Raw genomic sequence first — 13,065 nt, 5'->3', positions numbered from 1 at the left:
AAGTAATATAGCTAATAAATTGTAAACGTTTGATTGATTTTTTATCGCTTTTTTTACGACACTAAGATTAATTGGGTTTTTAGCATTCTGTTTATAGCAAGAAAAATATATTTCGAAAAAGTAAATAAAAGAATGATTTATAGTCATCTTTGAATCTGGCACGGATCATGCATATTACTTATATGAGTTATAAAATATTATGAAGGAGTTGTTTTCAATGAAATTAGGAATGTTTTTACAGCCATCACATCCACCAGAAAGGAATCCTTATGATGCCACTGAGTGGGATTTAGAGGTGATTCAATTGGCAGATCAATTAGGTTACAATGAGGCCTGGATTGGAGAGCATTTCACTTCGACATGGGAGCCAATTCCAGCTCCAGACTTAATTATTGCTCAAGCTCTTAAATCTACAAAACAAATTAAGCTTGCACCTGGTGCCCACCTGCTACCTTATCATCATCCAGTAGAATTAGCTCACCGAGTTGCCTATCTTGATCACCTTTCCCAAGGACGATTACTTCTAGGAGTAGGTGCAGGAGCGATGCCGACGGATTTAGAAACATTTGGTGTTGAATTTGGAGAAAATAGAAAGATGATGGCGGAAGCATTAGAAATTATGCTGAAACTTTGGAATGAAAAAGAACCTTTTGAATTCAAAGGAAAGTATTGGAACGCAAATAAAGTAGAAGGAAACGATATCTTAAAACCACATATGGAGCCTTTCCAAAAACCGCATCCGCCAATTGGTGTTACTGGACTCAGTCCAGGTTCGGAAACTCTAAAAATGGCAGGTGAAAAAGGGTTTATTCCAATGAGTCTTGGAAATAACCTCGAGTATATTGCTAATCACTGGAAGGATGTCGAAGAAGGGGCAAAAAGGAGCGGAAGAAATCCACAACGCAGTGAGTGGAGAATTACCAGAGATGTGTTTGTTGCAGATACCGATGAAGAAGCACTGGAAGGATCATTAAATTCTATGATGGGCAGACATTATCGTGAATATTATTTACCTCTGTTTAGACAACTTGGAGGAGTTTCAGTGTTTAAACATAAAAGTTCTGTAGATGAAAATGATATTACACCGGAATATGTAGCAAAACACAATTGGTTGGTCGGTTCACCTGAAACGGTAGCAACTAAATTTGCAAATCTTTATGAAGCGGTTGGGGGTTTTGGGACTTTACTTGTAGTTAGCTACGATTATAGTGAAGACCCTGCAATGTGGAAAAAATCCATGCGGTTATTAAAGGAGGAAGTACTTCCAAGGGTGGAAAAGAAGTTAAAAGTAAAAATATAACTCTTTCTTGATTAACCATTTTAAAAAATAGAGGAGGAACTTGAGTGGGTTTTTCTGAAAAAGTAGTAATTGTTACAGGTGCAGCTGGGGGAATCGGGAAAGAAACAGTTAAGGGATTTGCTACAGAAGGAGCCAAGGTTGTTTTAGTTGATTTGAACCAAGAAACGTTAGAATCTACAGCAAAAGATTTAAATCTTACAGATGGACAGTACTTATTGGTTGTAGCGGATGTTACGAAAGAAGAGGACGTAGAAAGATATGTGGCAAAAACGATAGACACCTTCGAACGAATTGACGTATTCTTTAACAACGCTGGTATAGAAGGAAAGATTTTACCAATAACGGAATATCCGACCGATGTATTTGAATCGGTGTTAAATGTAAATGTTATGGGAGTTTTTTATGGATTAAAACATGTCCTTCGAGTCATGAAGGAACAGAAATCGGGATCTATTATTAATACATCATCTATTTCTGGCTTAAATGGAATATCCGGTGTTAGTGCTTATATTGCTTCTAAACACGCTGTTAATGGGTTAACCAAAACAGCCGCATTAGAAATGGCCCCGTACGGAGTTCGAGTTAATAATATTAATCCGTCTACTGTAGACACAAGAATAATGCGTACATTTGAAGAAGCAGCATCACCTGATGATGTCGCCGCGGCTAGAGAGGCTTTTACCCAGGCCATTCCGCTGGCTCGATATGGTACACCAGAAGATATTGCTAACTTAGTGCTGTTTTTAGCTTCAGACAAGGCCTCTTTTATTACTGGTACAGATCATAGAATTGATGGTGGACAATTGGCTGGTGTAAGAGGATATTGACATACTTGAAAAATTATTAGTAAGCGAAGTAACAAAAATATATATAAAATCTGTTCTGTTAGGAAACTTTTTGGATTTTTGAGTACTTAGCACAGTTTAAAGAAAGACACCTCAACAATCCCCGAAAATACGATTATTGAGGTGTTTTTGAAAATTGAATTGATTTTGAAGAAATTTCAACTTTTTGATATTAATGAAAAATTCCTAAAAAATAGAAACAAATAAATCCGTTTTAGAAAATCCATAGACTATCTAATTTGCTAATTCCGAGAGTCCATTTATTTAGGGAGGTTAGACAATTTGTATACTGAAACAAGCAAATTATGGGCAATTATCCCAGTGGAGTAACAATCCTGACTACCACAGGTGCAGACGGAAATCCTTGTGGTCTTACGGTCAATTCATTTGCATCAGTCTCCCTTGATCCTTTATTAGTTTTATGGTGCATTGATCGTAAATCGACTAACCTTGGACCTTCCAACAATCTGAAGGGTTTGCTGTGCATATACTTTCAATCGATCAGGAAGATTTATGCTGGACTTTTGCTGACAAGGATGCGAATCGTTTTTCTAAGGCTAATTGGTCATTATCAAAAAATAATTTACCTGTCATTTCGGGTTCTTTAGGTGTATTAGAATGTAAATCCATACAAAAAATTGATGCAGGTGACCATATAATTTTTATTGGTCAAATATTTAATATTGATAAAAAAGATAAAGAACCTTTGTTATATTTCCGTCGGAATGTCGGAATGGTACCTGCTGGATGGCCGAATTAATTCGCACACATTTTTTTACGTCGGATAGTTTATAGCAACTATCCGTTACCGTAATTATTATCTATGGAAATGAAATATCACTATTTATAATTTTAAACCGCTTTTTTATAAAGTACATCATTGTACTTGAAAATAGGAGTGAGAAAAATTGAATGTGAAAGCAGACATTATCCATTTACCTGACCTATCATTCATACAATATTGCAAGGAACAATTTGGAATAAATCGTGGTGTTTATAATACTATTGATTCGTGGTTTTTTCAAAAAGGGATAAATAATATTATGGAACGAAGAAATAAAATCTATCATTTCCTTGCAAAATGGCTTCAGGAAGACTCTAAGAACAATAATGGGAAAATTGTTATCGGAAATGGAAATTTAACAAAAAAGTTAAATGAATACTATGAAAGCGCCATTTTATCCCGAAAATCTATTTAAAGTAGGAAACTCTTTTTCATAGTTGATGAACTTGTTTTAGAAAACACGTTTATATTTTTTCTATAGAATCTTTGTAACCAAATGATCGATATTCTTATATACCTCTCAGAGATTTAATCAATAAAATTTGAGGGAAGGTAATTTTTTTGATTGATAACAACTTTTATACTCAAGAGAATCATGGACCGTATGAAATCTATAATTTAGGAGATTTTGAATTAGATGACGGTTGCATTATCCCGGACTGTAAACTTGCTTATGTTACGTTTGGGGAACTTAATGAGGCAAAAGATAATGCGATTCTCGTTCTTACGTGGTATTCCGGAACCAACAAAATAATGGAGACATATATAGGGAATGAAAATGCACTTAATCCAGATCATTATTTTATAATTATTGTAAACCAAATAGGAAACGGGCTTTCAAGTTCTCCTCATAACACCCCAGCTCCTTTGAACATGGGTAATTTTCCAGAAGTTCGAATTAGTGATGATGTTCGTGCTCAACATAAGTTGCTTACCGAACATTTTGATATTAAGCAACTAGCTCTTGTTGTAGGTGCTTCAATGGGAGCACAGCAAACATATGATTGGGCTGTACGATATCCGGATATGGTTAAGCGTGCTGCACCAATTGCAGGTACCGCAAAGAATACCCCTCATAACATTCTTTTTACAGACACGCTAATGGAAGCAATAACATCTGATCCGAACTGGAATAACGGGAATTATCGATCATGCACGGAAGTCGTAAATGGACTAAAAAGACATGCGAAGATATGGGGGGTAATGGGGTGTAGTACTGAATTTTACAAGCAGGAAGCTTGGAGGCTATTTGGTGTAGACTCTTTAGACAAATTTTTATCAGACTTTCTTGAGACGAATTATAAAGTAAAAGATCCAAACGCCCTTCTTTGTATGGGATGGAAATGGAAGCAAAATAATGTGAGCAGAATCACCTCCGGGAATCTGAAAGAGGCATTCAATAGGATCAAAGCTAAGGTCTATGTAATGCCAATCGATGAAGATATGTTCTTTCCACCTAAGGATTGCGAAGAGGAGCAAAAAATGATACCGAATAGTGAACTTCGGGTTATTCATAGTATCTGTGGACACTATGCTTTATTTGGAGCTGAAGGCACAGATTATATGAATCAAATAAATAATCATCTAAATCAGTTATTAGCTACATCTGTTTAGGCAATGAAATTATTAATTTCAAGTTGGTACTAATGAAAGACATAAAAGTTAGGAGGATTTGAATGAACAAGTTTGGCTTTTTTAAAAATCCCACCCAGATAACATATGGCTTGGAGGCGGCAACTCAACTTAGGGATATCATCGATCAGGAAAGTTTTAAAAATATACTTATAATAACTGATTCAGGGATTGTAAAAACTGGTTTGATTGAGCTGCTTACAAGGCAGCTGTGCAATATTAATTATGCCATTTTTGACGGAACCAAACCAAACCCAACTGTACGAAACTGTGAAGATGCACTGGAGTTATTAGTAGAAATCAGAGCAGATGTTGTAGTGGCAATGGGGGGAGGAAGCTCGATAGATGTAGCGAAAGCAGTTTGTCTGTTAGCCACAAATGAAGGGTCCATTGTGGGATATGAAGGGATCGATACTTTTTCTAATGATATATTACCGCTGATAGCAATCCCGACAACTGCCGGCACAGCCAGCGAGGTTACAACATTCACAGTGATTACTGATGAGGTACGCCAGTATAAGTTTACAATTGGCGGAATCCGTTTGGCACCTAAATGGGCATTAGTAGACCCCTTAGTTACAAAATCACTGCCTCCACATATAACAGCTGCGACAGGTTTGGATGCTCTTGTACACGCACTGGAATCATACACATCGAAAATGGCAACGCCAATTTCGAAAGCGCTTGCAAGAGAGGCGATAAGAAAAATTAGCGCGAATCTTCGTCAGGCAGTTTATAGCGGAGACAACATAAAGGCAAGAGAGAATATGCTAATGGGCAGTCTTCTGGCAGGCCTTGCATTTAATAATACTAGGTTAGGAAATTGTCATGCATTAAGTCATCCAGTGAGTGCCATCTACGGGGTTCCGCACGGAGTAGCAAATTCAATTCTAATACCACATATTATGGAATTTAATTCACTTGCAGTACCCGAGTTGTTTAGTGAAATCGCGGAAGATATGGGAGAAAACCTGGATGGCCTTACATTAATGGAGCGGGCGTATTCAGCAATTCATGCAGTAAAAAAACTATCTGAAGATATCAATATCCCGAGCGACTTTTCACAGTATAACATAGATGAAGGTTCATTAGACAGAATGGCAAAAGACGCTTTATTAAGTGGAAATATTGCCGTCAATCCCAGAACAACAACATATGAAGACGTTATAGATCTTTATAGAAAATCAATAGGCGGTGTTAAAGTTAGGACTATTTGATCTAACTACTAAAAACGCATGAGTTCACAGGGGAAACCGAAGACATTCAAAATTAATGTAGGAATAAAATTATCAAAAACACATATTTCAGGAGGAATTTGAGGATGGTTGAAAAAGTAAGAGAATTTACTTTGATAGATTTAGAAAATATTAAACTATTCATAAATGGAGAATGGGTGACTGCGGCTTCAAATTCAACATTTTCACTTATTAATCCATCCACCGGTGAAACCGTAGCGGAGATTCCAAGGGCAGGTCAAAAAGAAGCACAGCAAGCAATAGAGGCAGCCAACAAGGCTTTTCCCCAGTGGGCAAAGCTAACAGCCTATGATAGAGCTGACTATTTGCTTAAGCTTCGTGACTTAATGTTGGAACATGTTGAAGAATTGGCATCCATTATGAGCATCGAAATGGGGAAAGCCTACATAGAGGCTGTTGGAGAAGTGAAATATGCATCTAGCTTCTTATCCTGGTATGCCGAAGAAGGCCGCCGGATCTATGGAGAAACAATACCAGCATCTGCAACGAATAAAAGATTGTTTGTCATAAAACAGCCAGTCCCCGCTTTCTGCTTTAGCTTTTGCTAAATTAGTAGAAAAAGCTGGAATCCCAAAAGGAGTAGTTAATATAGTTGCCGGTGCAACCAAGGAAATTTCAGATGAAATTTTTGAAAACCCGATTATTAAGAAGATTTCTTTCACTGGTTCAACGGAGGTTGGGAAAACGCTCGTCGAAAAATCTGCGCCGCAATTGAAAAAGCTATCTTTGGAACTTGGAGGACATGCACCATTTATTATCTTTGAAGATGCAGACCTTGAGAAGGCCGCAGAAGGTGCACTTGCAAGTAAATTCCGAAATGCCGGACAGACCTGCGTCTGTGCAAACAGAATCTATGTCCATGAGACTGTTAAGGATGAATTTATAAAAATCTTCGTAGAAAAGGTAAAGAGCCTAAAGGTCGGCGATAGTCTTGACAGTTCCGTTCAAATCGGACCTCTAGTTAACGAAGAAGGATTGAAAAAGGTCGAAGAGCATGTGGCCGATGCTCAGGAAAAAGGAGCAGTTTTATTGTATGGAGGGAAACCATACAATGAAAACGGGTATTTCTATCAGCCAACCGTTTTAGACAATGTAACCAAAGATATGAAAATAATGACAGAAGAGACTTTTGGCCCTGTGGCACCATTAACAAGTTTTACCAGTGATGATGAAGTAGTTTTTGAAGCCAATGATACAGTTTATGGATTGGCTGCCTACTTATACACTACTAATATTGATAGAGCTATCAGGGTAACAGAGTCGTTGAACTTTGGAGTAATTGGCTTAAATGATGCCATCCCGGGAGTGGCACAGGCTCCTTTTGGCGGCATGAATCATAGTGGTTACGGCCGTGAGGGTGGGCACCAGGGCATAAGAGACTATCTTGAAGAAAAATACATTTCCTTAAGTTTGTAAACATTTCACTTGAAACTTGTCTTACAGGTACCAGAAGGGAGGAACTAAAATGAATTATAACTATATTATTGTAGGGGGGGATTGTGGGGTTGTCCACCGGGTACGCCCTTTTAAAAAAGGATCCTAAGGCAAATTTGTTGTTAATTGAAAAAGAAGGATTTTTGGCAGCCCACCAAACCGGGAGAAATAGTGGTGTTATACACTCGGGGATTTACTATAAACCGGGAAGCTTAAAAGCACGCTTTGCAAAAGAAGGCGGAAAAAAATTAGTAGAATACTGTGAACAACACGATATAGCTTATGATATTTTCGGGAAATTGATTGTGGCTACCGATGAAAAAGATTTAGCTGGTCTAGATAATCTATTATAAACGCGGGTTTAAGAACGGGCTTAATATAGAAGTCTTAAATCAGGCCGAAATGAGAAAGATAGAGCCAAATGTTAATGGTATATCAGCCATTAAAGTTCCTATGGGAGGCATTGTCAACTATAAAAAAGTAACAGAATCTTTAGCAAACGATATTATCAGTAAAGGTGGAGAGTTGAAGTTTAACACAAAAGTTTTAGACATAAACGAAAAAGGTAATGAAATTGAAATTGTTACAAACCAAGGGATATTCATACCAAATATTTCATTAATTGTGCCGGTTTGTTTAGCGATAGGATAACCAAGATGGCTGTCTTGAATCTAAAAATGAAAATAGTTCCTTTTAGGGGCGAATATTATAAGCTGAGAGAATCAAAATCTCATTTAGTGAACAACTTGATATATCCCGTTCCAAATCCTCAGTTTCCTTTCCTTGGTGTACATTTAACAAGAATGATAAATGGGGAAATTCATGTTGGTCCAAACGCAGTATTAGTGTTTAAAGGGGAAGGATATAAAAAAACCGATTTGAATATTAGCGATTTGCTTGAAGTGTTGTCATACCCTGCATTTTGGAAAATTGCGAAACAGCATTTTCGATACGGATTAAATGAAATGCATCGTTCGGTAAGAAAGAGTAAGTTCTTGGAATCTTTAAGAAAATTGGTACCCGCAATAGATTTGGACGATCTTGTTAAAATAGAATCAGGAGTGCGAGCTCAGGCACTCACCACTGACGGGCAGCTTGTAGATGATATTTTAATATTACGCAAAGTAAACGTTTGATACACGTGTGTAATGCACCTTCACCGGCGGCAACAGCATCATTAGCAATTGGTGAAGAAATTGTTAACTCATTTGATTCGTTATTGCTAGTTTTTTTGCCAGTTATGTTATATAAATACTTTAAAATTAAAATAATGGATAATATCAAATAGGGAAGGGCTTTAAGATTTATTAATTATTAATCATTTATACTATGATAAACTGAAAAATAATTTAAATTTTTTATTCTGTCTCAAAATTTTAGAATACTCATTACAATGAGATACAATAAAAAAAGCCTCTAAAGGAATAGGTTTAAAGGCTTTTTTCTCTGAATGCGAATGGTCCTGGACAATCGCACTCAGAGATAAAAATAAGGAGTACCTATATTATACAATGAACAAGTGTGAATGTTTTGTGAATAATATGTGTAAGAAGTGTACTTTTTTTAACACTTTTATTCCGTCTCACTAAAACAAGATAACTTGTAATTTTGAGACGTTGTTTTTTATACGTTATTAACTTCTTATAATCAATCTTTTGTAAATATTTAAAAGTAAGTAAGTCATGGAAGGACAAGCTTTACACTAACATAATGAATGATAAAAATATTTACATTCTTTAATCCAACAAATCCACATAATATCAGTAATTACTTCAGTTTTCCATCTTTTTTCATGGTTTCAATTATGGAACTTTATCTGACAACAAAGTTGTATCAAAAACTATCTAGCTGAAAAACGCCACAAAAGTCCTTGCAAACAAGTATACAAGGACTTTTTTAATTTACATAAAAGAAATAGCACCACTAATTATAGCTAATACTGTTAAGGTTAACGATGTCAAGATGGCCCATTTGTATGCGAATTTTTGATATTCTCCAAGGTCTTTATCAACCATACCAACTAATAGAATGGTTGATGCAACAAGTGGACTCATTAAATGAGCGGGTTGTCCCAAGATTGAAGCCCGAGCAATTTCCAATGGGCTAATACCATAGGCTGATGCTGCTTCTGCAAGGATAGGGATGACTCCAAAATAATAGGCATCATTCGATAAAACAAAAGTGAATGGCATACTTGTAATGCCAACAATGACAGGGAAAAACTGTCCTAATGAAGCAGGTATTATCGCAACCAGTCCATTAGCAATAGCATCAACCATTTTTGTACCGGAAAAGATTCCTGCAAATACTCCAGCCGCAAAAACTAATAGAACAACAATTAAGGCGTTTCCAGAATGTGCTAAGATACGTCTTTTTTGCATTTCCAGATTGGGGTAGTTAACCATTAAAGCAATGGCGAAACCGACCAAAAATAAAATGGGGGGAGGTACCAATCCCATAATAAGCATGACCATAATGCCTACCACAATTAATAAGTTAACCCACAAAAAACGAGGGCGTTTAATGTCAATATGAGGAAATGTTTCAGTGGCTTCATTTTCAACCGTAGCAGCTATTTCATTTTTGAACTCTTCTATGTGTATTACACCAAGTCGTTTACGTTCTTTTTTTCCTAAAATAAATGCGACGAAAATAACCCAAAGAGCACCACCGATCATGGTAGGAATAAGTGGAACAAAAAATTCGGATGCATCAAGTCCCAATACTGCTATTGCTCGGGTAGCAGGTCCACCCCAGGGGGTCATGCCACTCATAACACTTAAAGCTAGCATGGCTACTGTAGCTAAAACCAATGGATTCATACCGATTCGTTTATAAAGTGGATACATAGCTGAAACAGTAATGATATACGTTGTTGTACCGTCTCCATCTAGGGCCACGAGTAATGCAAGAATTGTGGTACCCATCGAAATTTTGACAGGATCTCCCTTGACAACTTCTAATAACTTTTTGATAAGTGGGTCAAATAAGCCCGTGTCTATCATAATGCCAAAAAACAATATGGCGAATAATAATAGGGCTGCAGAAGGAGCGACTAGCTTAATGCCTTCCATCATCATAGTGCCAATTTCACTTCCAAAACCACCAACTCCTGCAAAAACGATCGGAACTAAAGTTAAAGCAACAATGGGTGATAAACGTTTGGACATAATTAAATAGGTAAAAACGGTAACCATGGAGATGCCTAAAATTGTAAGAAACATTATTAAATCCCCTCCCAAATTTTGAATGCGCTTTCAATTGATCTCTGGATGACTAAGAATTAATTTTGTGACTCTTCAGAAAAATTAACTGGTAGATTAATAAGTTTTACACTATGCTTATGCGCTTTTCTTTATTAAAGGTAATACAGGGAGAACAATAAGTTAAATACATATTTTTTTTGTATTGGCATCAAAATAATTTATTCTTAAAAAAAGATTGGGGGGAGGAGAGCAAAGAAAGCCAATGGATAAGTGATACAATAAAGAAATTTTTTAAAATTTAATGCTATTTTTAGTATTTAAAAAGAAGGTCATCATCTAAATATTGTGGATGATAACCTTCTTTTCTTTATAAATCAGACTTTTTCAGTGTCCTTGAGCAAAGCTCTCTCTTTTTTTATTTAACATTTAGTTTTAACGTTACTGTTCTTGTCTTTTTTTCTTAAACTTAATTTTAATACCAATCTTAGTAATGGAGGCACTGCGGCATAAATAAAAGCCATCCGAAATAGTTGATAGCTGGTAACAGTAGATACATCAGCATTTACTTCTTGTGCAATGATTCCCATTTGATCCATTCCACCAGGAGCTAAACTTAAAAAACCCGTAATAGTCGATAAATCATAATACTGGGTCAGTAGAAAACTAAAAAACATTGTTGCGCAGATCAAAATCAGTCCGTTCATCAAAGCTAATAACAAGGTTTTTCTTTTGTTGTCAAGTTGTTCCGGTTTTAATAGTAAACCGATAAAACCGCCAACCATAAATTGAGATATATCAAGAAGTGAAGGAGGAAGTGGTGGTCCCTGCAAACCAAAAAGGCCTATTGCTGCAACAGCGATTACTGGTCCTAAAAAGTAAGGAGCTGGTAATTTAATTATTTTACCTATTTTTGCTGCGAGGAAACAAATAAGCGCGAACAGAAAGATAAGAGGAAATAAATCACTCCACTCTGGAATAACGTTATCAGATGAGTGATTGGTACTTTTCGCTGCAAAAATAGGACTGAAAATTAAAAGAGGAACTAAAAAAACAACCATTATCACTCTTGTAACATGGAAAAAGGTTACTGTAGTAATATCAATGCCTTTCATTTCTTCTGCAAACACAACAATTTGTGACAAGCCTCCAGGAATACTACTCGTTAAGGAGGTAGGATAGTCAATGCCGGAATATTTTGACATAACAAAAGCTGAACCTACACACACAAGGACTATTAAGGTTGTAAGGATCAACATTGAGGGAAGGTGACTAATCATGTCAGACAGTGAGCTCTTGGTAAAAGAGATGCCAATTGAATAACCTACAATAATCAATCCAGTATTTCTCATCGAAACGGGCCAAATTAATTTAACGTTTTTGAAACGTGATGCAATTAATAGGGCTGCCATTGGACCTAGAAGCCAGGGGATTGGCAACCCGACAAGAGAGAAAAGGCTGCCTCCAATAAAAGCAGTTAGAAGTGCAGCTGAAAATTGGATTGTCTTGCTAGCATTATTTAAATCCCACTTTTTCATATTAATTCTCTTCCTTTGTACCAGTTTTATTTCGATTCGTCTTATTTCTTTTGTTTAGAATCATTAAGAAAATCAATAAATGCTTTTACTTGTGCTAAATCCGTAGTCACATCCCGATAAAAAACCCAGGTTTCTCTAAGCAAATAGCTATTATCGCTTAATACAATGGGGAAAGTATACAGTGGTTCATCATTTTTAATACAGATTTCTGGTAAAATGGCATATCCTAAACCATTAAGAACCAGTTCTTTACATGTTTCAATCCGATCCACCTCCATTGAAATCTTAGGTGGTACCGCAAATGTTTCCTGCCACCAGTTCTCAATAGTATTCCTTAACGATTGGTCTGTCTGATAATTAACTCTAGGAAGAAAAGGAAGTTCTTTTAATTCAATTTTTTTACTGGAGGCAATACAAATCTTTTCTTCTTGAAATAACACTTTATTTTCCTGCCATTTGTAAGGACCTCTAACTATCCCTATGTGTGCTTCTTCTTTTTGAAGCATTTGATGAATTTGAGAACTCCATCCAGTTTTCAAGCTAATTTCAACCTCTGGATATAGGGTTAGAAATTCTTTTAATAATACTGGCAGTTTATATCGGGCAAACAAGCCAGATACACCCAATCGCAAAGTTCCTTTCACTTTTTTATCCAAATTTGAAATATGTTCTTTTGCAGCTCCTAATTGCTTACGCATATTTTTCGAATATTGAACAAGGTATTCCCCTTCGACTGTAAACTCGACACCTCTTTTGCCTCTAGAGATTAAATTTGTTTTGAACTCTTTTTCCAGCTGTTTTATACGATAGGATAAAGCTGGCTGAGAAATAAATAGTCGTTGTGCCGCCTTTGTTATATTTCTTTCTTCGTAGAGAGTAATTAAAATAAGCCAGTCTTTTTCATCCATAAAATTTTTCTCCTTTAACCATAAAAAATATTTATGGGTAATTATAAATAGTAATAATTTATTTGATTTCTAAAAGTATAATACAACTAATGAATAAAAGAAATCTATCTTTTTATGTAAAGCAATAGACTCACTATAGTTCACGTTTACTGCATTTTTTCATAA

The 13,065-nt window shown here is 36.1% G+C and carries 9 protein-coding genes and 3 pseudogenes; 9 read left to right on the top strand and 3 right to left on the bottom strand.

Features of this window, described 5'->3' with window-relative positions; translation table 11 throughout:
• The first annotated feature begins 217 nt into the window (after positions 1–217).
• The 9 genes and pseudogenes from ACFRAK_RS19925 (at position 218) to lhgO (ending at position 8,539) form a co-directional block, all read left to right on the top strand.
• A complete protein-coding gene (locus ACFRAK_RS19925) occupies positions 218–1,300 on the top strand; it encodes an LLM class flavin-dependent oxidoreductase (RefSeq protein WP_387595040.1) in 1,083 nt (360 codons plus the stop codon).
• Positions 1,301–1,344: 44 nt separating this feature from the next.
• Positions 1,345–2,127 (top strand): SDR family NAD(P)-dependent oxidoreductase, encoded by a 783-nt coding sequence (locus ACFRAK_RS19920; protein ID WP_387595043.1) that lies wholly within the window; start codon positions 1,345–1,347, stop codon positions 2,125–2,127.
• Positions 2,128–2,450: 323 nt separating this feature from the next.
• Positions 2,451–2,531: pseudogene (locus ACFRAK_RS19915) on the top strand (flavin reductase family protein); the annotation flags it as partial.
• Between the two features lie 95 nt (positions 2,532–2,626).
• Positions 2,627–2,905: a flavin reductase family protein gene (locus tag ACFRAK_RS19910; RefSeq protein ID WP_387595046.1), complete on the top strand. Its 279-nt coding sequence runs from the start codon at positions 2,627–2,629 to the stop codon at positions 2,903–2,905.
• Between the two features lie 154 nt (positions 2,906–3,059).
• Positions 3,060–3,344: a hypothetical protein gene (locus ACFRAK_RS19905; RefSeq protein ID WP_387596029.1), complete on the top strand. Its 285-nt coding sequence runs from the start codon at positions 3,060–3,062 to the stop codon at positions 3,342–3,344.
• Positions 3,345–3,490: 146 nt separating this feature from the next.
• Positions 3,491–4,543, top strand: coding sequence for an alpha/beta fold hydrolase (locus ACFRAK_RS19900; protein ID WP_394572303.1), 1,053 nt, complete (start codon positions 3,491–3,493; stop codon positions 4,541–4,543).
• Between the two features lie 62 nt (positions 4,544–4,605).
• Complete coding sequence (locus tag ACFRAK_RS19895) at positions 4,606–5,778, top strand: iron-containing alcohol dehydrogenase (RefSeq protein ID WP_387595052.1); 1,173 nt, start codon at positions 4,606–4,608, stop codon at positions 5,776–5,778.
• 104 nt (positions 5,779–5,882) lie between these two features.
• Positions 5,883–7,233, top strand: a pseudogene (locus tag ACFRAK_RS19890) (NAD-dependent succinate-semialdehyde dehydrogenase).
• 49 nt (positions 7,234–7,282) lie between these two features.
• Positions 7,283–8,539: pseudogene (lhgO, locus tag ACFRAK_RS19885) on the top strand (L-2-hydroxyglutarate oxidase).
• A 613-nt stretch (positions 8,540–9,152) separates the two neighbouring features.
• On the opposite strand, the gene ACFRAK_RS19880 reads toward lhgO, so the two are convergent.
• The 3 genes from ACFRAK_RS19880 to ACFRAK_RS19870 form a co-directional block, all read right to left on the bottom strand.
• On the bottom strand, positions 9,153–10,475 hold the full coding sequence (locus ACFRAK_RS19880) for a CitMHS family transporter (protein ID WP_387595064.1): 1,323 nt from the start codon (positions 10,473–10,475) through the stop codon (positions 9,153–9,155).
• 401 nt (positions 10,476–10,876) lie between these two features.
• On the bottom strand, positions 10,877–11,992 hold the full coding sequence (locus tag ACFRAK_RS19875; RefSeq protein WP_387595067.1) for an AbrB family transcriptional regulator: 1,116 nt from the start codon (positions 11,990–11,992) through the stop codon (positions 10,877–10,879).
• A 41-nt stretch (positions 11,993–12,033) separates the two neighbouring features.
• Positions 12,034–12,900, bottom strand: a complete 867-nt coding sequence (locus ACFRAK_RS19870) for a LysR family transcriptional regulator (RefSeq protein WP_387595070.1) — start codon at positions 12,898–12,900, stop codon at positions 12,034–12,036.
• Between the last annotated feature and the right edge of the window lie 165 nt (positions 12,901–13,065).

The sequence above is a fragment of the Peribacillus sp. NPDC056705 genome (genome assembly GCF_043656335.1).
This window is presented reverse-complemented; position numbering and strand designations above follow the sequence as displayed.

Bases quoted from the DNA above. Each gene is read 5' to 3' on its own strand.
- ACFRAK_RS19870 (WP_387595070.1), bottom strand. From the start codon at position 12,900: ATGGATGAAAAAGACTGGCTTATTTTAATTACTCTCTACGAAGAAAGA.
- ACFRAK_RS19875 (WP_387595067.1), bottom strand. From the start codon at position 11,992: ATGAAAAAGTGGGATTTAAATAATGCTAGCAAGACAATCCAATTTTCA.
- ACFRAK_RS19925 (WP_387595040.1), top strand. From the start codon at position 218: ATGAAATTAGGAATGTTTTTACAGCCATCACATCCACCAGAAAGGAAT.
- ACFRAK_RS19895 (WP_387595052.1), top strand. From the start codon at position 4,606: ATGAACAAGTTTGGCTTTTTTAAAAATCCCACCCAGATAACATATGGC.
- ACFRAK_RS19880 (WP_387595064.1), bottom strand. From the start codon at position 10,475: ATGTTTCTTACAATTTTAGGCATCTCCATGGTTACCGTTTTTACCTAT.